Origin of the sequence: Ensifer sp. MJa1 (assembly GCF_037026475.1) — a bacterium.
In the GTDB taxonomy this organism is placed as follows: Bacteria; Pseudomonadota; Alphaproteobacteria; order Rhizobiales; family Rhizobiaceae; genus Ensifer.
Genome location: NZ_JAKUMO010000006.1, coordinates 105,751 through 130,593, shown reverse-complemented (window position 1 = coordinate 130,593; position 24,843 = coordinate 105,751). Strand labels below are relative to the sequence as shown.

The 24,843-nt window shown below is 62.6% G+C and carries 22 protein-coding genes; 8 read left to right on the top strand and 14 right to left on the bottom strand.

The genetic code is table 11. The features are described from left to right. Positions 1-10: 10 nt before the first annotated feature. Genes MKZ91_RS10610 through MKZ91_RS10600 form a run of 3 tightly spaced genes read left to right on the top strand, consistent with a single transcriptional unit; the run spans position 11 to position 2,804 of the window. Positions 11-1,078: an ABC transporter ATP-binding protein gene (locus MKZ91_RS10610; RefSeq protein WP_442892244.1), complete on the top strand. Its 1,068-nt coding sequence runs from the start codon at positions 11-13 to the stop codon at positions 1,076-1,078. A 9-nt stretch (positions 1,079-1,087) separates the two neighbouring features. After that, the gene (locus MKZ91_RS10605) at positions 1,088-1,996 is read left to right on the top strand and encodes an ABC transporter permease subunit (RefSeq protein WP_336170780.1); all 909 of its coding nucleotides are present in this window, start codon (positions 1,088-1,090) and stop codon (positions 1,994-1,996) included. Positions 1,997-2,006: 10 nt separating this feature from the next. Next, entirely contained in the window at positions 2,007-2,804 is a 798-nt protein-coding gene (locus MKZ91_RS10600; RefSeq protein ID WP_336170779.1) for an ABC transporter permease, read from the top strand. A 60-nt stretch (positions 2,805-2,864) separates the two neighbouring features. On the opposite strand, the gene MKZ91_RS10595 is transcribed toward MKZ91_RS10600, so the two are convergent. After that, the gene (locus MKZ91_RS10595) at positions 2,865-3,761 is read right to left on the bottom strand and encodes a helix-turn-helix transcriptional regulator (RefSeq protein ID WP_336170778.1); all 897 of its coding nucleotides are present in this window, start codon (positions 3,759-3,761) and stop codon (positions 2,865-2,867) included. Positions 3,762-4,133: 372 nt separating this feature from the next. Between MKZ91_RS10595 and MKZ91_RS10590 the strand changes: the two genes are divergently transcribed. Further along, on the top strand, positions 4,134-4,505 hold the full coding sequence (locus MKZ91_RS10590; protein WP_336170776.1) for a cupin domain-containing protein: 372 nt from the start codon (positions 4,134-4,136) through the stop codon (positions 4,503-4,505). 16 nt (positions 4,506-4,521) lie between these two features. Next, positions 4,522-5,916 carry an NAD(P)/FAD-dependent oxidoreductase gene (locus MKZ91_RS10585; RefSeq protein WP_336170774.1) on the top strand — a complete coding sequence of 465 codons (1,395 nt, stop codon included), beginning with the start codon at positions 4,522-4,524 and terminating at the stop codon, positions 5,914-5,916. Between the two features lie 96 nt (positions 5,917-6,012). On the opposite strand, the gene MKZ91_RS10580 is transcribed toward MKZ91_RS10585, so the two are convergent. The 11 genes from MKZ91_RS10580 to MKZ91_RS10530 all read right to left on the bottom strand — a co-directional run bounded on the left by MKZ91_RS10580 (position 6,013) and on the right by MKZ91_RS10530 (position 18,420). Then, positions 6,013-6,951, bottom strand: coding sequence for a LysR family transcriptional regulator (locus tag MKZ91_RS10580; RefSeq protein WP_336170772.1), 939 nt, complete (start codon positions 6,949-6,951; stop codon positions 6,013-6,015). A gap of 100 nt (positions 6,952-7,051) precedes the next feature. Further along, a complete protein-coding gene (locus MKZ91_RS10575) occupies positions 7,052-7,768 on the bottom strand; it encodes a GntR family transcriptional regulator (RefSeq protein ID WP_336170770.1) in 717 nt (238 codons plus the stop codon). 108 nt (positions 7,769-7,876) lie between these two features. After that, the gene (locus MKZ91_RS10570) at positions 7,877-9,049 is read right to left on the bottom strand and encodes a serine hydrolase domain-containing protein (RefSeq protein WP_336170768.1); all 1,173 of its coding nucleotides are present in this window, start codon (positions 9,047-9,049) and stop codon (positions 7,877-7,879) included. A 144-nt stretch (positions 9,050-9,193) separates the two neighbouring features. Beyond that, positions 9,194-10,228, bottom strand: coding sequence for an extracellular solute-binding protein (locus MKZ91_RS10565; protein ID WP_336170767.1), 1,035 nt, complete (start codon positions 10,226-10,228; stop codon positions 9,194-9,196). A gap of 19 nt (positions 10,229-10,247) precedes the next feature. Further along, the gene (locus tag MKZ91_RS10560; RefSeq protein ID WP_336170766.1) at positions 10,248-11,048 is read right to left on the bottom strand and encodes an ABC transporter permease; all 801 of its coding nucleotides are present in this window, start codon (positions 11,046-11,048) and stop codon (positions 10,248-10,250) included. Continuing rightward, positions 11,041-11,961, bottom strand: coding sequence for an ABC transporter permease (locus MKZ91_RS10555; RefSeq protein ID WP_336170764.1), 921 nt, complete (start codon positions 11,959-11,961; stop codon positions 11,041-11,043). The genes MKZ91_RS10560 and MKZ91_RS10555 overlap by 8 nt, the downstream gene beginning before the upstream one ends. A gap of 5 nt (positions 11,962-11,966) precedes the next feature. Continuing rightward, positions 11,967-13,067, bottom strand: coding sequence for an ABC transporter ATP-binding protein (locus MKZ91_RS10550; protein ID WP_336170762.1), 1,101 nt, complete (start codon positions 13,065-13,067; stop codon positions 11,967-11,969). 398 nt (positions 13,068-13,465) lie between these two features. Next, complete coding sequence (locus MKZ91_RS10545) at positions 13,466-15,169, bottom strand: amidohydrolase (protein ID WP_336170761.1); 1,704 nt, start codon at positions 15,167-15,169, stop codon at positions 13,466-13,468. A 105-nt stretch (positions 15,170-15,274) separates the two neighbouring features. Continuing rightward, positions 15,275-16,042, bottom strand: coding sequence for a DUF899 family protein (locus MKZ91_RS10540; protein WP_336170759.1), 768 nt, complete (start codon positions 16,040-16,042; stop codon positions 15,275-15,277). 90 nt (positions 16,043-16,132) lie between these two features. Beyond that, positions 16,133-17,605: a ComEC/Rec2 family competence protein gene (locus MKZ91_RS10535; protein ID WP_336170757.1), complete on the bottom strand. Its 1,473-nt coding sequence runs from the start codon at positions 17,603-17,605 to the stop codon at positions 16,133-16,135. 404 nt (positions 17,606-18,009) lie between these two features. Next, entirely contained in the window at positions 18,010-18,420 is a 411-nt protein-coding gene (locus MKZ91_RS10530; RefSeq protein ID WP_336170754.1) for a hypothetical protein, read from the bottom strand. A gap of 330 nt (positions 18,421-18,750) precedes the next feature. On the opposite strand from MKZ91_RS10530, the gene MKZ91_RS10525 reads away from it, so the two are divergent. Continuing rightward, positions 18,751-19,773: an LLM class flavin-dependent oxidoreductase gene (locus MKZ91_RS10525; RefSeq protein WP_336170752.1), complete on the top strand. Its 1,023-nt coding sequence runs from the start codon at positions 18,751-18,753 to the stop codon at positions 19,771-19,773. Positions 19,774-19,840: 67 nt separating this feature from the next. Here MKZ91_RS10525 and MKZ91_RS10520 read toward each other — a convergent pair whose 3' ends face one another. After that, positions 19,841-20,140: a hypothetical protein gene (locus MKZ91_RS10520; protein WP_336170750.1), complete on the bottom strand. Its 300-nt coding sequence runs from the start codon at positions 20,138-20,140 to the stop codon at positions 19,841-19,843. Between the two features lie 705 nt (positions 20,141-20,845). On the opposite strand from MKZ91_RS10520, the gene MKZ91_RS10515 reads away from it, so the two are divergent. Next, a complete protein-coding gene (locus tag MKZ91_RS10515; RefSeq protein WP_336170748.1) occupies positions 20,846-22,504 on the top strand; it encodes a tetratricopeptide repeat protein in 1,659 nt (552 codons plus the stop codon). A gap of 147 nt (positions 22,505-22,651) precedes the next feature. Here the strand turns inward: MKZ91_RS10515 and MKZ91_RS10510 are convergent, their stop codons facing one another. Further along, positions 22,652-23,776, bottom strand: coding sequence for an alkene reductase (locus tag MKZ91_RS10510; protein ID WP_336170746.1), 1,125 nt, complete (start codon positions 23,774-23,776; stop codon positions 22,652-22,654). A gap of 85 nt (positions 23,777-23,861) precedes the next feature. Here MKZ91_RS10510 and MKZ91_RS10505 point away from each other — a divergent pair, with 85 nt between their 5' ends. Beyond that, positions 23,862-24,836, top strand: coding sequence for a LysR family transcriptional regulator (locus MKZ91_RS10505; protein ID WP_336170744.1), 975 nt, complete (start codon positions 23,862-23,864; stop codon positions 24,834-24,836). The last annotated feature ends 7 nt before the right edge of the window (positions 24,837-24,843 follow it).

Here is a 24,843-nt window from a genome sequence, read left to right as displayed (position 1 = left end):
ATCAGACCCCGTGCAATCCTATATTTCGATCGAGAACCTGGCGAAGTCCTATGGTGTCGTCCATGCCGTCAACAACATCAACCTTGGGATTGAGAAGGGCGAGTTCTTCTCGCTCCTCGGGCCTTCCGGCTGCGGGAAGTCGACGCTGCTCAGGATGATCGCCGGCTTCGAGACACCGACATCCGGCGTCATCCGGCTGGAGGGCACCGATGTGACCGACGTTCCGGCGCACCGCCGCCCGACCAACATGATGTTCCAGTCCTATGCGCTCTTTCCGCATCTCACGGTCGGCAAGAATATCGCCTTCGGCCTGCAGCAGGACGGGCTCGACAAGATCGAGATCAAGAAGCGCATCGACGATGTGGCCGAGAAGCTGCAACTGACCGCGCTGCTCGATCGCAAGCCGGCTCAGCTTTCCGGCGGCCAGCGCCAGCGCGTTGCGCTGGCCCGGGCGCTGGTCAAACGGCCGAAAGTACTGCTTCTCGACGAGCCGCTCGGCGCGCTCGACAAGAACCTGCGCACGGAAACGCAGCTCGAGCTCGTCCGCCTGCAAAGGGAACTCGGCCTCACCTTCATCATCGTCACCCACGACCAGCACGAGGCGATGACCGTCTCGACCCGCATCGCCATCATGAAACAGGGTCAGGTGCTGCAGGTCGGCTCGCCCGCCAATGTCTATGAGGCGCCGCATTCACGCTACGTCGCCAAGTTCCTCGGCGAAACCAATGTCTTTGCCGGCGGCCGGGCTGAGCGCAACGGCGACACGCTGCAGATCGACAGCAACGAAGCCGGCGGTCAGGTCCGCGCTACCTTTACCGACCGGGTGGCGCTCGATGCACCCTTCTGGGTCTCTGTCCGCCCGGAGCGGGTGGCACTCGCGACATCCGGCACAGGACTTGAAGGCACGGTCGAGCAACTCACCTACACCGGCGTCGAACGCCACTACCGGGTGCGGTTGAACTCCGGCGCAATCCTCGACGCGCGCCGGGTCAATCTCGGAGCCGAAAGCGATCTTGGTGTCGGCGATCGGGTTTTTGCGAGCTGGCCGCCGCAGGCGAGCCGGCTTCTCGCCGAATAGGAGGCCGCCATGTCCGCTGAACTGATCTCTTCTGCACGCATGGGCGACCGCTGGGGCAAGCGCCTCCTGATCGGCATACCCTATGCCTGGCTGCTGGTCCTGTTCCTCGCCCCCTTCGCGCTGGTTGCCGCCATAAGCCTTTCGACCGTGCGGCTCGGCATGCCGCCCTTCGAACCGCTGACCGCCTGGGATGGCTCGATCCTGAACCTCAGGCTGAACTTCGAAAACTTCCTCTACGTTCTCACCGACGACACCTATCTTCTGGCCTACCTGACGAGCCTCAAGGTCGCGGCGATCTCGACGGCCGTCATGCTCCTGATCGCCTACCCGCTCGCCTACGGCATTGCCTCCTGTGCGCCGTCCTCCCGTTCGCTGCTCGTTTTCCTGGTGATCGTGCCATTCTGGAGTTCGATGCTGATCCGGGTCTATTCGTGGATGAGCATCCTCAGGAACGACGGGCTTTTGAACGCCCTGCTCTTGAAGCTCGGCCTCATCAGCGAGCCGCTGCGCATCCTCAACACCGAAACGGCGATCTATATCGGCATCGTCTATACCTATCTGCCCTTCATGGTGCTGCCGATCTATTCCAACCTTGTCAGCGCCGACCGGACCCTGATCGAGGCGGCACGTGATCTCGGCTGTTCGCGGATCTCGGCCTTCTGGCGCGTCACCTTCCCCTTGAGCTGGCCGGGTGTTGCCGCCGGCTGCGCCCTGGTCTTCATCCCCGTCGTCGGCGAGTTCGTGATCCCGGACCTTCTGGGTGGTGCCGACACGCAGATGATCGGCCGCGCCATCTGGCTGGAATTCTTCAACAATCGCGACTGGCCGATGGCGGCCGCCGTGACGATCGTGCTCTTGGCGCTGCTCGTCGTGCCGATCGTGTTCTTCCAATCGCGCCCACCACGCGCTGGAGCTTGAGGAGTTGGCCATGACGAAACCAAGCCTGTTCAACCGGCTGTCGATCCTGTTCGGCCTTGCCTTCTTCTATCTGCCGATCGTCGTCCTCGTGATCTACAGCTTCAACGGTTCCAAGCTCGTGACCGTCTGGGGCGGCTTCTCGACGCAATGGTATGCCGCGGTTCTCAACAACCCCTCGATCATCGAAGGCGCCAAGGTCAGTTTCCTGGTGGCCGCGGTCTCGGCAACCGCTGCAACCGTTCTGGGGATCCTTGCCGCCATCGTCATGGTCCGGCTCCGCCGCTTCCGCGGCCGGGCGCTCTTGAACGGCATGCTGCTTGCCCCGATGGTCATGCCGGAAGTGGTGATGGCGGTGTCGATGCTGCTGATGTTCGTGACGCTCGGGATCGATCGCGGCCCGCTGACGATCACGCTCGCCCACACCACCTTCACCTTATGTTTCGCAACGGTGGTGCTGCAATCGCGACTGGTCGAACTCGACCCGTCTCTCGAAGAAGCGGCGCGCGATCTCGGCTGCCCGCCGGCCAAGGCCTTCGTCCACGTCGCCTTACCCAACATGATCCCGGCGATCGTCTCGGCCTGGCTCCTGTCCTTCACCCTGTCGCTTGACGACCTGGTGATCTCCAGCTTCACCACGGGTCCGGGCGCCTCGACCCTGCCGATGAAGATCTACTCGCAGATCAAGTTCGGTGTGACGCCGGAGATCAACGCGATTTCGACCATCATCCTCGGCATCGTCGTCTTGGGACTGGTGGCCGCGCAACTGCTCTCGCGCCGCACGGAACAGCGTGCGGGCGCTGCGGCCTGACGCGATACCGGGCAGGGTGTGACCGCGGCTTGCACGCGGAAGCGCCCTCCCCGGGAAAGATCAGTGCGGCCGCACCCAACCGGTTAGAGAACTGCCCGGAGACAGATAGGTGGTCAAAGGATCCTCGAAGGCATTGTTGGCCGACGACACCGCATCGATGAACAGCGAGAACAGCGCGGTCTGCGACGTGATGTCGAGCTTGGCGTAGAGGTTGCGGCGGTGCAGCTTGACCGTCGCCGGCGAGATGCCGAGCTTCTCGGCCGCCCCTTTGACCGAGTATCCGCGCAGGATCATCTGCGCCACCTGGCATTCGCGATCGGTCAGCACGCTACGGCCGAAATTCTTGATCGCCTGCGCCAGGGCATTCTGGAGCGAAGGGCTTTCGTCCCCCAGGCTTTCCGGCCGAAGGTCGCGAAAATGCCTGAGCACCGCCATGCTGAGCAGTGGCGCCGCCGTCTGCAGGAAGTCCTGGTCCTCAGCGCTGAAAGCAGCATTGCACCGACGCCTTGCCAGCGAGATCGCGATCTTCGTGTCGGCATCGAGCCCGACGAAGACGTTGATTTCGTCGTGCAGACCGGAATGCTGGTAGTAGTCCCGGTAATATTGCGAACGATCATAGGACGGGTCGATCTGCTTCAGCCGGTATAAGCCGTCGTCGCCATTGTCGAGCGCCAGCTGGTAGAAGGGATCCATCCGGTAGGGCCCCTGCAGATAGGCCCTGATGTCGGACAGGCCCTTGTCAGTGCGCCAATCGTTGAACAGGATCTTCGGCGCCGCATTGCGGCGATAAAGGAGGATCAGCCCGGCATCGATGGCAACGTGGCGCTTCAGCGACAACGCCAGCCTGTCCTGAAAATCCGAGCGGCCGACACCCCCCATCAATGACAGGGCCAGGTCGCCCATATTGGACGCCTGCTGCGTATCGGTCGAAACCTTGATGATCGTGTCATGGCTCATGATGTTCTCCTCCGCGCGGTACTTTAGGCGAAGGTTGAAGGTGCCGCAAGTAACGGATTTTCACTGCGGGATTTCCAAAACTATCTGTCGGCAACACAAAACAAGCCGGAAAACGCCGAAATCGCCGCCAGCCAACGGCCGGCGGCGTGCAATGGCGGCGCTCCTGCGGCTCCGACCTAGCCCTTTGGCGTATTCCGGGCATGCCGCCGAGCAACTAAAAAATGCAGCAAGCCGCAAAGAAAAGCGGCGGCGAGCGGAACAACGGACAACTGCCGAGGCGACATCGATCGCAGACGGCCACGAAATCGAAGCAACAAAACCGGGACGGCCCGCAGATTTACTTGTCGTGCGCCGTTCAGAACTGGAGTCTACATGTCGAAGGTCATCAAACTCGGCCGCAATGGTGTCGGCCTGCGGGAGCTTGAAAAGTGCAGCGTCGTCCCGCCGGAGGCGATCCTCTCGGGCACAGCCGACGAACTGGGTGATGTGCATTTCGAAAGCCAGGACGTCGTCATCGGCACCTGGCAGTCGACGCCGTACGCGGAAATGCTGTCTTACCCGAACGGCGTCGAATACAGCGTGATCCTCTCGGGCAAGGTCGCCATCACCAATCCGGATGGCTCGGTCGAGACCTTCGGAGCCGGTGAAAGCTACATCCTGCCGGCCGGTACCGAGGTGCGTTTCGAAGTGATCGAGACCATGCGCAAGGTCTACGTCCTTTACACCGCACCCGCTGCGAAATGATGTGAGGGCATCGTCCATGACCAAGGTAAAGACCAAAGCCCTCGCCGATGTGACCATGAAGCCGTTCTGGCTCGACCGGGCCGATGCCCCCGAGCCGAAAGAGCGATTGGCACGTCACCTGAAGGCGGACGTGCTCGTCGTTGGCGGCGGCTTTACCGGGTTGTGGGGTGCCATCCAGGCGAAACAGCGCCAGCCGGAAATCGACGTCGTGCTGATCGAAAAGGGCTCGGTCGCCAATGGCGCTTCCGGCCGGCCGGGCGGCGTCGTTTCGACCTCGGTGATGCACGGGCTGTCCAACGCCGTGCGGATCTTCCCCAAGGATATCGCGGCCCTTGAAAAGCTGGGCCAGGAGAACATGCACGGCTTCCTGCAGACGATCGAGGAACATCAGATCGACTGCCATGCCGAATGGGGTGGCGAACTGACCGTTGCCGTCGATGACGCCCATATCGAGGCGCTGCACGAGGAGCACGAACTCCACCTGAAGTATGGCCACCAGGCCACGTTCCTCGACCAGACTGCCGTGCGCGCCGAGATCAATTCGCCACGCTACAAGGCGGGTGTCTGGTCGAAGCACATTTGCGGCACGGTGCATCCCGCCCTGCTGGCCTTTGGACTGAAGCGGGTGGCACTCACTCTCGGCGTCCAGATCTTCGAAAACACCGAACTGACGGGTTTCGAGGACCTCGGCAACAGCATGAAGGCCCACACTCCCTCGGGCAGCGTGACCGCGCCCAAGGTGCTGCTTGCCACCAATGCCTTCACCTCCGGGCACAAGCAGATCAAGCGCCGCGTCGTTGCCGTGCGCGACCGGGTGCTTGCGACCGAACCGTTGTCGGCTGAACGCTTGGCGTCGATCGGCTGGAGCCACCGGCAGGGTGTCTACGACACCCGCACGCAGATGAACTACATGCGGCTCACCAAGGACAACCGCATCATCTTCGGCGGTCGGCTCGCCTATGCGTTTGCCGGCGACCCCTTCCCTTCCGTCGACCGGGAACTCGAGACCTACGAGCCGCTGGCGGCCGCCTTCTTCGACACGTTCCCGCAGCTCGAAGGCTTGCGCTTCAGCCATGCCTGGAGCGGCCCGATCGACCTCAGCACCCGCATGGCCGTGCATTTCCAGCGCTATTTCGGCGAAAAGGTCGTCTATGCCGGTGGCTATTCCGGATTCGGCGTGTCGGCGTCGCGCTTCGGCGCACGCATCGCACTCGACATTCTCGATGGCTCGAAGACACCGGAGAGCCGGCTCGAATTCGCCACCAGCCTTCCGAACGCCATCCCGCCGGAACCGTTCCGCTGGCTCGGCGCGCAGATCACCATGTATGCGCTCGATACGGCCGACAAGTCGGGCGGCTGGCGCAAACCCTGGCTGAAGATGGTCTCGGCCATGGGCTTCCCGCTCAGCTGAGGCTCACTACCGATGCGAACTCAAGCAGAGCCGGTTTTCCTGGCTCTGCTTTTTCATGGTTGCGACTGCGGCGGATCGGTTGCCGGGCGCAGTGGTTCACCGACCTGCGCGCAGGCGCGAAGCGCCTCGCCCGGATGGCGACACGCCGAACTCGCTCGTCAGCAGCTTGACGAAGAACGGCACCAGGCCCGATTTGGCACGCGCCTTGTCGAAGGCCGCCTGAAACGGCGCCTTGTAGCTGAAGAGATCCGGACGGATCGGCCGCAGCAGACCTTCATCGACATAGCGGTTGGCGAAATGGTCCGGCAGATAGCCGAGATAGCGCCCGGAGAGGATCAGCCGTGCTTCCGCCTCCATGTCGCTGACGGTCGCCCGCGGATTGGCGATCGAGAAGATCTTCAAGTCACGGGCGTTCCAATAGGAGCGGCCGATGAGATTGTAGGAGCGGATGTCGTCGACCTCGATCTCGCTGTCGTCCCGGGAAAACAGCGGATGCCCGGCACCGCAGTAGAAGCGCTGGGTCTCTTCGTAGAGATCGATATATTCCAGCCCCAGCGTCGTGCGCGGAAAGCTGGCGATCGCAATGTGAAGGTCTCCGGTGATCACGTCGCGCAACAATTCATGCGGCGGCCGCGTGACGATCGAAAGCGCCACTTCCGGCGCCTCTTCCGTCATTCGGGCAAAGACACGGTTCAGCCGGGAAGACGGATCGGACAGGGTGTTGTCGATGAGGCCGATCGAGAGCGTGCCATTGAGCTGATGCTGCAGGCCCTTCATGCGGGTGTCGAACTGGTCGATCGAGCCGAACAGGCGCTTGGCCTCCTCGTAGACGGCGCGGCCCTCCTCCGTCAGTCGGAAACCCGATCGGCCGCGTTGGCAGAGCGTCAGTCCCAGCCGGCTCTCCAGCGCAGAAATATGGTTGGAGATGGTCGAGAGCGACAGGTTGAGCTCCCCTTGCGCCGCGGCGAAGCCACCGGCTTCCACGATCGTGACGAAGATGCGCAGCAGCCGCACATCCAGCGAATCCAATGCCATTCCGACGCGCCCTTACCTTGAGAAAACTCCAAGTGAGGTGCGATTATTATGCATTTTCATGCACTAAGCTAGGTCCACACGCCTTTTGGCTAGGACGAGCTTAAGCGGCGGGCGACGCGTCGTCCTCCGACAGGAACTTTGCGTATTTGAGCATGTAGTCCGCCGCATCGCGGATATCGTGGGCGACCGCTTCGCGTGCACGCTGCGGGTCCTTCGCCTCGAGCGCTGCGACGATCCTGTCGTGAAAATCGACATCGAGGACTTCGGTCGCGGTAAACGGCGTTCCCTCGACCAGTTTGCGCAGGAACGGCCCTGCCTGCAGCCAGAGCATCTCGATGATGTAGATCAGGTGTTCGTTGCCGCAATGGCGGTAGATCGAGAACTTGAAGTCGAAGTTCGCCTGCAGATAACGGTCGATGTCGCCGGCCTTCGCCGCTGCGGTGCGCTGGTTGCAGTGATGGCGCACCGTGCGCAGGTTGTTGCCGTTGAGACGGGTGGCGGCAAGCTCCGTTGCGGTGCCTTCGATGGCGATGCGCGCTTCCGTCAGGCTGACGAAGGATTTGACGGTCAGGAGCGGCACCTCGACGCTGCCGTTCGGCAAAAGCTCCAACCCCTTCAACGCCTGCAACCGCTGGAAGGCGGTGCGCACCGGCATGGGGCTCGTCCCGAACTGTTCGGCGACCTTGCGGTAGGTCAGCTTCTGGCCGGGTTCGAAATGCCCGGCCATCAGCGCCTGCACGATCTGCTGATAGACCTGTTCATACATCGGAACCGGTGTTTCGATGCTGGTGATTTTTGCCGTCTTCTTCGTCGCCATGCCCGAAACCTAAGGCTGCGCCGGGAGCGCAGCCGAAAAAGAGAGAGTTCGCTTTGGTAGGAGATTTCGCGACACCAGCGCAAGACCTTCCGGATCGCTTGCGGCCGCTCAGACCATCTTCGCCAACGCCTTCATGAAGGCGAGGTTATCGTAGTCGAGCGCCTCCATCAGGGGTTCCGGCTGGCACGACATTCTGACAACCACCACCTCATTTTCCGGATCGACGAAAAGCCATTGGCCATGAATGCCGATGCCGCAGAAACTGCCCTCGCCGGTCTGGTACCATTTGTTGCGATAGCGCCCCTTGGGGAACAGCGGCGCGAAATCGCTACGTTGCCAGGCCTCGTGGCTGCCATTGTTGAGCGTGTCGGAGACCCAACCTTGCGAGACGATGCGTCGGCCGTTTGCGATGCCGCCGTTGCGCATCATCTCGCCGACCCGTGCCAGGTCGCGGGGCGTCAGCGATATGCCGGCCGAGGCACGGCTGGTGCCCTCTCGATCGACGGTAATGGCGATCTCGCCAGTGGTACCCAACGGCGCCCACAGCCTCTCCCGCATCAAGTCGGCGATCCTTCTGCCGGATACACGCTCGAGCAGAATGCCGAGCAGGTCGGTATTCGGAGACCGGTAGCGGAAAACCTCGCCATGCGGCGTCGGCAGGCGTTTCAGCGTGCAGAGGAATTCGAACAGCCCTTCGCCACCGCCGCCGGGATTCCAGAGCATCGCGCGCCGGTAGCGGCCGAAAGCACTGTCCGGATCAAGATAGGCTTCCTCGATATCAAGGCTGACGGTCATGTCCAGCACGTGCCGGACGGTCGCATCCGCATAGGCAGATCCCGCAGTTTCCGGAAGATAGTCGATAACCGGTGCGTCCGGGTGGAGCAGCCCCTCATCCTGCAGGATGCCGGCAATGATCGCGACCATCGACTTGCTGATGGAAAAGGCAATGTGCTTTTCGCCGAACTGCATGGTCGGCGCCACCCAGTCGCCGATGAACGTTCCACCCTTCATGACCGCCAGCGCGTCGGCATAGGAGCGCTCAAGAAAGTCGCCGATCCGCGTTTGCCCACTTGGCAGGGCAACCCGTTCCGAAAGCAGCCCAGACAGATCACGGGCCTCTTCCACTGCGCCTACAGTGGCGCCCATGACCGGCGCGCTCGGCACCAACTCACCAACGTTCTGGAACGCCCAGCGGCTGAAGGGGGCCGTGCGCCAGTTGGCAAGCGTTACCTGGTCGCGGCCAAAGCCGTATCTTTCGCTGAACGCAGTCTTGCCGGTCATGCATATGTCCTTTCTTGAACGGATCGACACAGCGCACGATGCCGCCACCAGACGAATGTCGGGCGGGAAGCAACGGTGTCGGCGCTGGCGAGAAGTGCTGGCGGCAGAGCCGCCAGCACTGAGATCAGAGGCATAGGCGAACGCCTACTTGCGAAGGTCGGTCCAGATCCGCGTATAGAGGTCCTGGGCTTCGGCTGAGCAGAGCCGCTGCAACTGCCCGCCTTCGCGGCTTTCGGCCGGGATCACGATTTCAGGCGCATTCTTCATGGCGTCGGGCATGAATTTTTCCGACCCGGCGATGCCGTTGGCATAGCCGTGGAAGGCCGAATTCATCGCCGCGTTTTCCGGATCCATGACGAAATTGATGAAGAGCCTGGCGTTCTCGGCGTTCTTCGCGTCCTTCAGCACCGCCGCGTTGTCGCTCCAGACCCCGTAGCCTTCCTTGGGGTAATGGAAGCGGATCGCCTGGTTCTTCATCCGGGCGCGAAAGCCCGCGCCGTTCCAGGCAAGCGTCGCCTTGAAGTCTCCGGCCGCCATCTTCTCGATGGTGTTGTATTCCATGGCGATCCAGTCGGCCTTGGCATTCACCAGGAGATCGCGGACCTTCTTCAGCACCGCCTTGTCGGCCGTGCATTGTTCGCCACCGACATACTGGATGGCGGCGGCCATCACGTCGTTGAGCTCGGGAACGACATTGACCTTGCCCTTCAGTTCTTCCGGCGGGTTGAAGACGATGCTCCAGCTATCGGCATCCCCCTTGTAGGTGTCACTGTTGACAACCACGCCGGTCGTGCCGACGGCCCAGGGGATCGTATATTTGCGACCGGGATCGAAGTCGGCGCTGACCCATTCCGGCGCGACATTCCTGAAGTTCTCCATGCCGCTCGCATCGAGCTCCATCAGGAGACCTTCCTTCACCCAGATCGGCACATAGACCTGGTTGACCACGACCACATCGTAGCCGGAGCCGCCCTGCCTTGCTTTCGCAAGGGCGGTGTCGCTGGAATCGTAGTCGGTGAGAGTGACCTTGACGTCGAATGTCTGCTCGAACTTCTTGACCATCTCGGGGCTCGTATAGTTGCCCCAGTTGTAGATGTTGAGTTCGCCCTCGGCATGCGCGATGCCGGTCGAGGCAAGGAGTGCGGCAAGCAGAAGGCTCAGGCGGTTGGCACGGTTCATTTGGTTCCTCCCATTAAGATCAGGTGCGTTTTCGGCTGACGATGAAAAACAGCGTGACGATGACGATCGACAGCAGCAGGAAGGCCGTCGAAATCGCGTTCATCTCCGGCGTGATGCCGCGGCGGATCTGGCCGAGCATGTAGGTGGGCAGCGTGTCCTGGCCGCCGGACTTCACAAACTCGGTGATGACGACGTCGTCGAGCGACAGCACGAAGGCGAGCATGAAGGCGCCGAGTATGCCGGGCCAGAGCAGGGGCAGCGTCACGCGGCGGAAGGTGTAGAACGGCTTGGCATAGAGGTCGGCCGCTGCCCGCTCCAGGCACAGGTCCATGTTTTCGAGCCGGGCGCGGATCGGCAGATAGGCGAAGGGAATGCAGAACGCCGTGTGCGCGACGATCAGATAGCCAAGGCCCGAGTAGCCGGCAAATGCCTTCACCTGCGCGACGATGATCAACAAGGCGACCGCGGTGACGATCTCGGGAACCATCAGCGGCTGGTTGATGAAAGCATAGATGAAGCCCAGCCCGCGATAGCGCCGCGTCCGCGTTGTTGCCAGCGCCGCCATGGTGGCAAAGACCGTGGCAAGGCAGGCCGCAACAGTCGCGATCTGGAAGGAGCGGATCGACGCGTCGATGACGTCGCTGTTGGTCAGCGCAACCTGAAACCAGTGGAGCGAAAGTCCGCCCCAGGCCGCAACGGACGGCGCACTGTTGAAAGCGTAGACCACCAAAGTGATGACCGGCAGGTAGAGGAGCGCAAAACAGGCGACGGCGATTGCGGTAAAGCCGGGCTGATAGCGGACGGAAAAACCCTTACGCATGGCGTTCGTCCTTCGAGGCATTGTTGCGCACATAGATCAGCAGCGCCGCCATGACGATGATCATCACGGTGATCGAGAGTGCCGAGCCGAGCGGCCAGTTCCGCCCTTGGCCGAACTGCAGTTCGATCAGGTTCGAAAACATCATGTTCTTGCCGCCGCCGAGAACACTCGGCGAGACGAAGGCGCCGATGGCGGGAATGAAGACGAGGATCGAGCCGGCGATCACGCCCGGCTTGGCGAGCGGCAGGATGATCTTGCGCAGCACCCGCCAGCGCGTCGCGTAGAGATCGTATCCGGCCTCGACCAGACGGAAGTCGAGCCGTTCGAGGCTCGCATAGATCGGCAGCACCATCAGCGGCAGATAGACGTAGACCATGCCGATCAGGATCGCCGTGTCGGTGAAGAGGATCTGAATGGGCTCGTTGATCACGCCGAGCTTGATCAAAACCGTATTGAGGATGCCTTCGTTGCGGATGATCTGCAGGATCGCGAGCGTGCGGATGAGCAGGTTGGTCCAGAACGGAATGGTGATCAGGAACTGCCAGAGATCCCGGCTCCGCTCGCTGCGCGTCGCCATGAAATAGGCGGTCGGGAAACCGAAGAACAGCGTCAGGGCGGTCGTGATCAAGGCGAGCTTCACCGAGCGCCAGAAGATGTCGATATGGGCCGTTGCAAGCGAAAGCGTGTCGTCGAAAATATCGCGCTCGAAAAAGACGCTCATCCAGGCATCGAGCGAGAACTGCCACTTGACGTCACCATAGTCGCCCGGCGCCAGGAACGAATAGGCAAGAACGATGAACAGCGGGCCGATGGCCGCGACGAAGATCGTCAGCAGCGCAGGCGAGGCGAGCAGCCAGCGCCGGCGCGCATCGGCGGCTTCGATTTCGGTCGTGAGGTCGTTGACGCTGGTCATGGTGCTCACGCCTTCACGACCTGCGCCGCGCCGTCGGTGATCGCGACTGCTACCGCCTGCCCCGCCTCGACGCTGCAGCCGGCAATCGAACCATTCTGCTGCCTGACCATGAAGGCTTCGCCGCTATCCAGGCGAAGATGGATATGCGTGTCGGTGCCGAAATAGACGACCTTATCGACCGATGCCCTGACGTCGCCGGGTCCGTCGACCAGCCGAGCATGCTCCGGACGTACGATGAAAGTGACCTCGCCTGATGCCGGCGTTCCGGGCGCAACATTGACGACGATCGATCGACCGGACTTCAACGCAACCTTTGCCTTGCCATTGGCGTGATCCTGCAGCATGCCCGTCAGGAAGTTCGTCTCGCCAATGAAGCTCGCCACGAAGCGGTCCGCTGGCCGGTTGTAGATCTCGCGCGGCGTGCCGATCTGCAGGATGCGGCCGGCCGACATCACCGCGACGCGATCGGACATCGTCAACGCCTCTTCCTGGTCGTGGGTGACGAAGATGAAGGTGATGCCGGTTTCGTACTGCAGCCGCTTCAGCTCCGACTGCATCTCTTTGCGCAGCTTGTAGTCGAGCGCCGACAAGGGCTCGTCGAGCAGCAGCACCTTCGGCTGTGGCGCCAACGCTCTTGCCAGCGCGACGCGCTGCTGCTGGCCGCCGGACATCTGGCTTGTGCGGCGACCGGCCAGATGCTCCAGTTGCACGAGCCTGAGCATCTCCGCCACCCGCGCCTTGACCTCGGCGCGGGACTTGCCGAGCGCCTCCAGGCCGAAGGCAACGTTCTCGGCAACCGTCATATGCGGGAAGAGCGCATAGTTCTGGAAGACGGTGTTCACCGGTCGCTTGAACGGCGGCAGGCTGGTGATATCCGCACCGTTGAGAAGAATTTCTCCGCTTGTCGGGTAATCGAAGCCGGCGATCATGCGCAGCAACGTCGTCTTGCCACAGCCGGAAGGACCGAGCAGCGTAAAGAACTCGTTTTGCCGAACCGAGACGGTTGCCTCATCGAGCGCGACAAAGGCACTCTCGCCGACCCCGTAAGCCTTGCGCACGGCGCGGATGTCGACCGCGCAATGTGCGGAAATCGTTGTGTTTTGCATCTTTCCTCCCGACGAAGTCGAGCGCCTAGCGCCGCTGAATGACGCGCCACACCCTTGCCTTCGACATTTTTCAGGAGCGTATAGTGTGATCTCAGATCACGCAATAGCAATTATATTTGTGAGTCCTGATTTTTGATTTTTCACCGCACGAAGCGTCGGCGTGTCAAATTTATTAAACAATATCAATCATCTATAAAAGCGCGACACCCTACGAGAGATTCGAAAAAAATCGCATCGGACCCCGAACAGCCTCAAAAACTCGTTTTCAGAACACCTTGTTTTGGACTGAACGTCGAGAAAGCGGCATCGATTGCAGCCGGCCGTCGAGCAGAAAAACGAAATCGACCGGCGCCACGGGGGCGCCGGTCGATGCAACAGACTGTTCCTGCAGCTGGTTGTCAGTGCCTGCGGTAGACTTCGCTCCCGGCAAGATAAGTCGCCTCGACCTTGCGCTCACGGATAGAGCGATCGAGCGGCTCGGGCAGCGTGCCATCGATGACGACGAAATCAGCCCATTTGCCGACGCTGATCGAGCCGATCTGGTCGCCCCAAGGCGTCATGTCGGCGCCCGCCTGAGTGAGGCCGTGCAACGCCTGATCGAAGCTGACCGCCTGCTCCGGATGCCACGGACCGTCGCCGAGGCCAAAGGGGCTCTCGCGGAAGACGGCATCGTTGATCTGGGTGAGCGGGCTCAGCGGCGATGTCGGCCAATCCGAGCCGAACACCAATGGCACGCCGGCATCGAGCATGGAATGCCAGACATAGGCCCGCGGCTCGCGATCGGTACCGATGCGTTCGGTGATGTATTTGCCGATCGTGCCGGTCGCATGGTTCGGCTGCATCGAGGCGGCGACACCAAGCTCCTTGAAGCGCTGGATGTCCTTGGTCTCGACCACCTCGATATGCTCGATGCGGTTGGGCTGCGGCCCCGGCACGGAGGCTTCCGCAAAGGCGTCGAGCACGAGGCTGACGCCGCCGTCGCCGATCGCGTGCACCGCCGTCGGGAAGCCGTTCTCGTTGGAAGCCTTGATGGCGGCCGCCAGTTGCTCCATGGTCTCGAAGGGTTTGCCTTTCCAGCCGTGCTGGTCGGAATAGTCCTCATGCATGTAGGCGGTGCGGGTCGAAAGCACGCCGTCGATCACCGACTTGGTGTATCCGAGCTTCAGCAGCGGTCCCTTCTTCTCCTGTTCACCGGAATCCGCTGCAACCTTGTCGACCTCTTCGCGGTCCTTGACGGCGCCGGCGATCTTCTTCGGGTCACCTTCGAAGAAGCCGTACCAGACGCGCAGCGGCAACTTCTTCTCGGCAAGGATCGCGGCATAGTCGTGCACCGCGGCAAGATCGGACATGTCGTTCACGCCGGTGATGCCGAGGCTATTGGCGAACTTCATCGTCTGCAGCAGGGCCTCGCGCCGCTCGGCATCGGGCACAACCGGCCGATGTTTCTCAACCAGATTGCCGGCGCTCTCGAGCAGAATGCCGCTCGGCTCGCCCTTGTCGTTGAGCACGACCTCGCCGCCCTCCTCGACCTTCGACGTCGCGGTCACGCCCCCCACTTCGAGCGCCTTGGAATTGACCCAGTAGGAATGGAAATCGATGTCGCGCAGGATGACGACGCGGTCCGGCACCACCGCATCGAGATCCTCCTTGGTCGGCAGCTTGCCTTCACCGAGCGTATAGTCCCAGCCGCCACCCATCAGCCACGCGCCCTTCGGCAGCCGGGCATCGACTTCCTTGATCTTTTCGAGCCAGGTCTTCTTGTCCGGGATGTAGGAGAGGTCGACACCGGTCACCATGTCCATGCCGGATGTCAGATGCGTATGGCCGTCGATGAAGCCCGGCGTCACCGTCTTGCCACCGGCATCGATCACCTTGGTCTTGCCGTCGGCCAGAGCCTTGATTTCGTCGTTGCTGCCGACCGCAGTGAACTTGCCGCCCTCCACGGCGAAAGCCTGTACCTTGGGCTTGCTCCCATCGACCGTGCGCACATCCCCGTTGAGCACGATCAGATCGGGTGCCGCCCAGGCCGACCCGGTGGCGCACACCAGGATCGCCAGGATCGATGTTGCGCTCAACGCGCGGATTTTTGCTGGCAATGTCATGAAACTCCTCCTCGCGCGACTGCATCCCTCCACCCCCGGCGAGCCGCGGCACCGGCGTCTGGCGATGATGTTGCAAAGGTCGAGGCGGCGTTATACTCCTTCGGGCTAGGTCGGTGTTTCGCTTCCCTGCTTCCGATAACATTCGGAATCGAGCTGCTCATAAGTGTCCGGTCGCCCGCCCGGCGTGAGGTCCAGCAGGGTCCACATCGGTTCGACCGTTCCGACATGGCGCGGATCCTGTCCTGAATCCGACGGCTCAAACAGGAGTTCGGAGGCCCAGCTCAATCTGATCACGCCGTCGGCCCCCTTGTGGAAGACGGTCAGGATCGGGACCTGCTGACCATCCTCGGCTTCACCGCGATAATCGCGCTTGAAGCTGTTGTTGGCAGCCGAAAGCAGCTTCAAGTGGCGCCAGCCGCGATGCGCGGCGAAGGCGGCAACATGCTCGATCGGCGCCTTGGCAACAGCGGCAATGTTCACGCCCAGCCCCTCCACATGCGGCACGGCTCCTTCCCAATTGTCGAGCAAGGCGGTGCAGGAGGGGCACGGCCCGTCCTTGAGCGCAAGCACTGCCGCCGGGCCTGACCTCGGACCCGGGCGGTCGTCGCCGCAATGACGCGGAAACATGTAATGATAGAGGATCAACGTGTCCGTGCCTGGCCGAAACAACTCGGACAGTCGCACCTTCGCGGGCTCGCCCCTGGCATCGATATGGTCAAACACATAGTCCTCGGGTACGCGCCCGCCCTGTGGGAGGGCACGGATCTCCGCGGCAACCGCCTCCATTTCGCGCCGAAGCGCCGCCTCGCGCTTAAGCAACCCGTCGCGCGCGTGACGATAATCGGGGCTTTCATTCGGAAAGGTCACACCCATGGATGCCTCCATCGAAGCGGCGTATCGGATGCATCATACCATAGCGGCAAAGTGGCGCCCGCCGTCAGGCGAGCCCAATGCTCATCCGGCTCATGTCGCTGCCGGCGCCGACCGTTTGATCACGCTCTTGTCAAAAACCACGTCGCCGGTCGGCGAGACCGTGAAGCGGTAGGCCTCGTTCATGAACCTCTTGCCGGAATGGGTGAAGGCGAGAACACGCTCACCATCGGTGCGCACGTGCGAAATGCCGAAATTGGTGCGCTCGAAAGCAAAGACCCTCCTGTTGGGATCGTCGGGGTCGGTGACATAACCCAAGGTCTTGAAGAAGGCGGCAAGCTCGGTGCAGAAAATGATAGCCGGCGTCGTGCGCGCCGCCCTGCCGAGCGCCGCCATCAGCGTCGCGCGCGGGTGGATATATTCCTTGGCCTCGCTCTCGTCTCCAGACGATATCAGCGAAACGACGGCACCGATTTCCTTCAGGAACTCCATGTCGAAATCGGCCGAGCCGTGATGCGGTGCCTTGAGGATTTCCGAGCGAAGGGCCGCCGAGGGCATGGCCTCGCGCAGCCGCTGGCTTGATTCCTGGTTCATGTCGCCGGTGAACATGAAACGCACATTGCCGAAGCGCAGGCGGAAATTGATCGAGTGCCCGTTGATCGTGTGCGACGCCGAAAATGCGCCCTGGCCGCTCGCCGCCACCGTGCCGAGCATCAGGTTGGCATCGTCGGGCGGCGCGCGCAGGAAGCGCAGCGCCGGCTTGCCGCCAACGGTCTCGACGATCGGCCCGAGGATGTCGACGCCGATCGCCTCGTCGGCGAGAAAATCGAAGGCTCCGGCCGAGAGATGATCGAGCCGTCGGCGCTCGATGCTGCTGCCCGTCACCGCTTGCACCCGTCCCTCCCAGGCGGCAAGCGTATCCACCCATTTGTTGAAGGGCCGGTTTCGTTCCGCGCGCGGCACGGCCGCCTGGTCGTCCACCAGGCCGACGATGAAGACCCCCTCGCCCTCCGCCGCAGTTTCGCCAAGCAGTTCGACCTCCTTGCGCCGTTGCTGGTTGCTGTCTTCCACCGGCCGCTTGACGATGCCGTTGTGATAGACGCGCTTCGGCGCGATGAAGATCCGCTTGTTCTCGCGGCTGTCGGTCTCCGACTTCCGCAGTTCCACCAGACCTTCAAAGTGGTCGGCGTCACCATGGGTAATCAGGATCAGGTCGACCACCAGCGGATCGGCCTCACTGGTGTTGGGAAAACGCGCATTGGCGTGGCGCGCGAACAGCTGGTTGTCGCCGCCGTCGATGAAGACCACCTTGCCGGCGGGCGTTTCCAGGATGAGCCCGTCGCCTTGCTGCACGTCCACCATCGACAGCCGCAGCAGTCCCGTGTCGCGAAGCCTGGTCTCGGTCTTGATGAAGCCCTCGTCGATCTTGCCGCGCGCGCCGTGAATTTCGACAAGCATGCGGCTACCGTCTGTGGAAAGCACGTTGCAGCGGTCGCCCCAGTAATACTGCCCCTGGCTGCCATCGGCGCGGCGCAGATTGACGACGTCATCATCGATAAAGCGCATGATCGACCTCCGTCCTTGGTCGACGACAGCTTATGGTAGCATTCTGTCACATTCAATCGCGGGCGCGATCGACCGATCGTCGTCCGCGGCGCGCGGCTGACAAGACACACGACGCCGTAGCGCCGGCGCGCGCGCCCAGCAACTGGCGCGCGCAGCTTGTTCTCGGTGGGATGACAATCTTCGCGACGATGATGGAAGGCGTTGCTCAGCACCGGCAACGGCGACGCGCAACCGAAGCTACATCCGCGAGCGTTTATCCGCTCCGGTGGGTCGGCACCGGGACGCTGGCATCGTCGAGCCTCTCCGCGGCGTTCACGGGGACGCGCCGCGGTTAGAGACAACATGGAACGTGAGGGAAGCCTCCGGCCAACGCCCTGGCTTCCCTGTCGCTTGGCCGCCTTGGCTCAGGTAAAGAGTGCCTTGATGCGCGGCCACAGGCCAATGGCAGCGCGTACCCGACGAGCCGCATAGGCCGCCTTGACGGAGCTGCCGAAATTGCAGTCGCAGACGATATCGTGCAGTTGGTGGTCCGACAGTTCGAAGAACCGTTTCGCCTCGCCATAGCTGTCGTCGGCGAGCCCCGCGAGACGCAGGTGCGGATCCTCGAAGGCGACGGTCATGGGCGAGCCGTTGACCTGCATGCTCTGCCGAAGGGCAGCAGTCGTGTGTTCGGTGCCGGACAGCGTCCCCAGGCGGCGCCCGGGATTGCTTTCCAGCAGCTCGGCCCAGCGTTGGAGCCGTTCCGTTCTCGTCATGACGGGATCGGGACGGATTTCGGCGAGCGCTTGCAACTGTTCGATCGTTTGATGCTTCATCGTCGTCTCTCCTAGTGCGGAAACGCGATCTCCATGAGCGCCCCACCAAACAGAGATCGCTGCTCCTGCAACTCTCCGGCGCGACCCCAGTTCCCTGGCCGGAGAAAAAAATATTTGCGATATGTACCTTCGCGCGAAACACCTCCGCCGCCCCAACTCTCGCTGGCACTGGCGCCTGTTTTTCAGGCAATGGCAGTCAAGTTCACCGACCCTACGGTAAGGTTGCTTCGCGACCGATTCCGGCGGCCCGGGATGGTGGAGCGGACCTGTATCCCGAACCGGAATCGTGCCATGAAGCGAGCCGGTTCATCGGACACACGGGCAGCGACCATGAAGAAGATCGGCTTTCTTTCCTTCGGGCATTGGACGCCCTCGCCCCAGTCGCAGACGCGCTCGGCGGCTGACGCCCTGCTGCAGTCGATCGACCTTGCGGTCGCTGCCGAGGAACTGGGCGCGGACGGCGCCTATTTCCGTATCCACCACTTCGCCCGTCAGCTGGCGTCGCCCTTCCCGCTCCTGGCGGCCGTCGGTGCAAAAACCAGCCGGATCGAGATCGGCACGGCCGTCATCGACATGCGCTACGAAAACCCGCACTATATGGCCGAGGATGCCGGTGCTGCCGACATCATCGCCGGCGGGCGCCTGCAACTGGGCATCAGCCGCGGCTCTCCCGAACAGGTGATCGACGGTTGGCGTCACTTCGGCTACCGGCCATCCGAAGGCGAAAGCGATAGCGACATGGCCAGGCGCCATGCCGAAGTGTTGCTCGACGTCCTGCGCGGCGAGGGCTTTGCCGAACCCAACCCGCGGCCGATGTTCCCCAACCCTCCCGGCCTGCTGCGCATCGAGCCGCACTCCGACGGGCTGCGCGAGCGCATCTGGTGGGGTGCCGGTTCGAACGCGACGGCCGTCTGGGCGGCGAAGCTCGGAATGAACCTGCAGAGCTCCACGCTCAAGGACGATGAAAGCGGACTTCCCTTCCATGTCCAGCAGGCCGATCAGATCCGCGCCTATCGCGAGGCATGGAAGGCGGCCGGTCACACCCGTTCCCCGCGCGTGTCAGTCAGCCGCAGCATCTTCGCGCTGGTGGACGAGCGCGACCACACCTATTTCGGCCGCGCCAATCAGCACGAGGACAAGATCGGTTTCATCGACGACAAGACGCGGGCGATCTTCGGACGCAGCTATGCCGCCGAGCCGGATGTGCTTGTCGAACAACTGGCCAAGGACGAGGCGATTGCCGAGGCCGACACGCTGCTCCTGACCGTTCCGAACCAACTGGGCGTCGACTACAACACCCATGTCATCGAGGCGATCCTGCGCCATGTCGCACCGGCCCTCGGCTGGCGCTGAACGACGACTGCGTCCTGAAGCCGACCGATCTAAAGCCCAAGGGCCTCCGCGCTCAAGCAACCCGTCTTCAAGGAACCGGTGCCGGATGCGTGATGCCCTGGTAGTAGTCGCCTTGTCCGGTCCCTCCGTACTCGTTGGTGTAGCGTTCGCGTTCGTCGCCTAAAGTCAGCGCCGGCGGCCGATAGACGTAACCATAGCCGCCAACCATCGGCGCCGGCTCCATGTACACGCTCCCGGTCGGCATCTGATCGACATAGACCCCTCCGGGTGCCGGCTCGTAGTAATAGTTGTCGGCAAAGGCCGGAGCCGTCGTCCCGGCAAGGGCGACGGCAGTTGCGGCCAGTGACACCTTCATGGGAATTCTCATCGCGCTGCTCCTATCTTCGTTCGGCATCCTGCCCGCCTGTCGAGATACCAGGCAGCCTTGCACCTGCGGGCGAAGACCGCCTGGCAACAATAACGCCTGATCGAAGCAACCGTTCCGTCAATCCGGATCAGTCTGGTGCGGACCCGCGTATTTTCCGGCTGCAAAGGGTGCACGGCCGCCTGCCGGGACGAAATCCTAGGCGATCACAAGCCTGGCCCGACCCTCCGCAGCATGGCCGATGGTCACCGCAGCAAAACCGTGCCCACAAAAAACACCGTGGACCTCTGCAGCAACGGACGCAGCGCAGGCGACGAGTAGCCCGCCACTGGTCTGGGGATCGCGCAGTCTCCGGGGACGGCCGGACCCGGTTGGGGCAGCGAGCCTCTCCCGGGTGGGTTAGCCCCCCCACTCCCTCCGCCAGCCCTTCTTCGTCTCCCCAAGGGCTGGCCGGAAGCCAGCCATGCATTGGTTCCCGTCATGCGCCGTCTTGTCATGGCGACCGCGCATTCCTGTTCCGCGTCCCGGTCGGTACCCCATGGCGGTAACAAGCCCCGAGCTCAATCGGCGTCGCGGAAATTTTCAAACTTGTTGAAATTCGCCTTTCGCGCGGGAAAGCGAATGGCTTAACTGTCAATCTTCCTGTTTTTGGCTTCTTGCTTTTGGCAGAACGCCGGAGTTCCGGGATCGCGGAAGAGGGGAGGCCCGGTGCTCAGATTTGTTGGCTTTGAACTCGACCCGCTGCGTTCCGAACTACGCGGGCCCGGAGGCGAAACAATCAGGCTGCGGCCCAAGGCCTTCGACCTCTTGCAGCTGCTTGCAGCCAACCCCGGCAGGATCATCGGCAAGAGCGAGCTGATGGCGGCGATCTGGCCGAACGTCCATGTCGGCGAAGACAGCCTGTTCCAGTGCATTCGGGAAGTTCGAGCGGCACTTGGTGACGACAAGCGCCAACTGATAAGAGCCGTCTCCGGCCGCGGCTATCTGTTCGAGGCGGAGGTGTCGCAGGCGCCGGAACCGCGCACAGAAGAAACGTCTCGCCCGCAGGCTGCACCCGAAACGGAAAACCGGCCGGCCGGGCGCTGGCTGGATTTCAGGATGCGCCGTCGTGCGGCACTCGTGGCGGCGGCGGGGCTGGGCGTATCAGCCTTGGCGATAACCGCAACGCGTTTTCCGCGTTTCTTTTCCGGTTCGTATCCGACCGTCGCCGTGACCTCCATGACGACTGAAAGCAACGACCCGGCGACTGTGCGGATGGCGGCGGGCGTCAACCGCGACCTGACGGACGGCCTGGCAAAAATCGAGACGATCCGGGTCGTCATTCCGCCTGGCAGCGCCCCTGAGGCCGCCGATCTCGTGGTGAGCAGCGAACTGGAGAAGACCGAAAGAGAGTGGACACTGCGCGCGCGCATGACAGAGCCGGCGAGCGGTGCGGTCAAGTGGACCACGTCGGTGTCGGTCGGCTTAGCCGGCACCGACCCACAACTTCAGCAGACGCGTCTTGCCGCCGGCATGGGTCACGCGCTGGCGCTGCGCATCAACGTCCTCTTGAACGCGGGAGAACGCTCGGCCAAAGGCTTGCCGGCGGGCAGCACCAAGGCGGCCATCGAGCAGGCAACGGCCTCGATCAACCAGACGACGCCGGAGCGTTTTCTTGCCGCACAGATGATGCTCGAACAAGCGCTTGCCGCCGACCCGGAAAGTGTCGACCTGCAGGTGGCACTTGCGGCATTCCAACTGCGCGGGATCCAGATGACCTGGTTCCCGGCTGCGGAGCGCGAAACGGTCGAGAACCGCGTCGGCAAAATCCTGGAACGCGCCTTGGGCGCGCAGCCGAACTATATCCCGGTGCTCGAAATGCATTGCCGGTATCTGTCGGCCACCAACAGCTTCGTCGAGAGCCTGGTGGCCTGCAGCAAGGTACTCACCCTCGACCCATGGGACGGCACCGTGATTTATCTCGTCGGGCTTTCCCAGGTCTTTCTCGGCCGTTTCGAGGAAGCGCTCTCAACCTTCGAGCAAGCTGACCGGTTCGATACGCCGCAGGTCGCCCGCTGGACATGGGCGATCGGCGCCGGCTGGGCCCATCTACTGATGGGCCGCGCCGAGGAGGCTTTGCCCTGGCTGCAACGGTCGATCGCGATCACGCCGGGCAGCGGACGCACGCATTTCCTGATGGCAGCGGCCTATCAGCAATTGGGCCGCACCGATGAAGCCGGGGCGGCCCTGGCGCAAGCCATGAAGCTGAGGCCGGGTTCGACAGTGCATAATCTGCCGCCGCCGACCAAGAACACCAGTCCAGTGTATCTCGCGGGCTCCGAACGCATCTTGGGCCTGATGATCGCTGCGGGTTTGCCTGAGGATTGACCCGCGGGAACCGCAATTGTCGATCGGATCAGCAGGCACCCACGCATCCGGTGCGGCGCGGCTCACATGAACCTGCGGCCCCGGATTTTCGCCAGGACCGCAGCAAAGGGTACGGATGAAATTGTCGCCGGAAGGCCAGGTCTTCCGTCAGGCGGCCTTTGCTTCAGGGCTGTCCTGATAAACAGGGTAGTCGGTGTAGCCGTGCGCGCCCCCGCCATAGTAGGTCTCGCGGTTGGGCTTCGCCAGGGGCAAGTCGCGCCGCAGCCGCTCCGCAAGATCGGGATTGGCGATGAAGGGCTGGCCAAAGGCAGCAAGGTCAATCAGGCCGGCGTGCAGGAACCGTTCGGCACGCTCCTTGTCCAGCGCGCCTGCCAGAATGAGCGTGCCGGGGTAGGCTTCACGGAAGCTCTGCAGGAACGCTTCCGAGATCGCCGGCGTAGCGACAGGCCCCTGATCCTTCAGGTGGACATAGGCCAGCGAGCGGGCTGCCAGCGCCTGCGCCAGATGCAGGTAGGTTTCCTCGATCAGGGGGTGATGCGGCATGTCGAAGAGCTTGCCGAACGGCGACAGCCGGATGCCGACCTTGTCGGCGCCGATGCGCGCCACCACCGCGTCCACGACCTCCAGAACGAAGCGGGTGCGGTCCTCGACATTGCCGGCACCATAGCGGTCTGTACGGTCGTTGACGTGCGGATTGAGGAACTGCTCGAGCAGATAGCCATTGGCGCCGTGGATCTCGACGCCGTCGAAACCGGAGGCAACTGCATTGAACGCGGCGCGCGCATAGTCCTCGACGACCCGTGCAACGTCTTCGGTTTCGAGCGGTCGCGGCACGCCGGCATCGACAAAGCCTGCAACGCCATTGTCGTCGAAGGCAAAGGCCTTGCTATTGGCGTCTCGGGCGGGCCTGGCGCTGGCGCCGACGGGCTGCCCGCCACCTGGCTGCAGCGATGTGTGCGACATGCGACCGACGTGCCAGATCTGCGCAAAGATCTTTCCGCCCTGCTCGTGGACCGCCTCGGTCACGCCCTGCCAGCCGCGGACCTGGTCTTCTGACCATATGCCGGGGATGAAGGCGAAGCCCGTTCCCTCCTGCGAAATGGGCGTGCCTTCGGAGATGATCAGGCCCGCGCCGGCACGCTGGCGGTAGTAGAGCGCGGTCTCGGCGTCAGCGATCCCATCCTTCGCGCGCGCCCGGGTCATCGGGGCCATGACGATCCGGTTCTGCAGCTTTTGACCCTTCATGTCGTAGGTTTCAAACAGTGACTTCATGATTGTCATTCCTCAAGGTGGTTGATTATCATCGACAAGATTGATATCTCTTCGCAGATCATAAATCCAACTCATGGAATTCATGATGCTGATCGATCACGCTCATATCTTGAAGTTTGACTTGAACCTCCTGGTGGCATTCGACGCCTTGATGAGCGAGCGCAATGTCACACGCGCGGCGCATCGGATCGGCATTTCGCAATCCGCGCTCAGCCACAATCTGGGGCGCCTGCGCACACTTCTTTCGGACGAACTGTTCATCCGCTCGGCCCGCGGCATCGAGCCGACGCCGAGGGCACAGGAACTGGCCGAAACGGTGAGTGCCATCCTCTGCACGATCCAGTCGCGGCTAATCGAGCCGGAACAATTCGACCCGGCAACGGACGAAAGAACTTTCACGCTCGGCTTGACTGACTATCTCGAGAGCCTGCTCATGCCGCCGCTGCTCGCGGCCGTTCAGGAAAAGGCGCCACGCGTCAATTTCGTGATACGACCGATCGACCAGGACTATCCCGCGGATCTTCTGGATAGCGGCGAGATCGACCTTGCGATCGGCAAGGTGGAGACCGGCAACGAACTTCACAAGCGCCGCAAGCTCTGGTCCGAACGCTATGTCGTGCTCGCTCCCCCGGAGAAGATCGGCCCCTCCGGCGTGATGGACCTCGACACGTTCCTATCCACCCCCCAGGCGGTGCTCGTCAGCAAGGACGGACGCTGCCGCCTCGTGGACGAGATTCTGGCCGAGCGTGGTCTGAAGCGCCTGGAAGTCATCACGACGCCACACCTTTTCACGCTGCCGATCCTTGTTCGAGACGCAAAGATGATCGCCCCCGTGCCGGCAAGCTTCGCCCGGGCCTGGGCACCGGTCTTCGGCCTCGCCATCAGCCCGGGGCCGGTCGACGTCCCGCCCTATGACATCTCGCTTGCGTGGCACACCTCGTCCGACCGCAACGCCGGCCACGCCTGGCTGCGCCAGCAGGTCCTCGCCGCGCTCGAACCGGTCCGCGCGAATGTCGTTGGAGCGAACGCCACACCCGATCTTATGGTGGCAGCCGAGTAAGTACCTT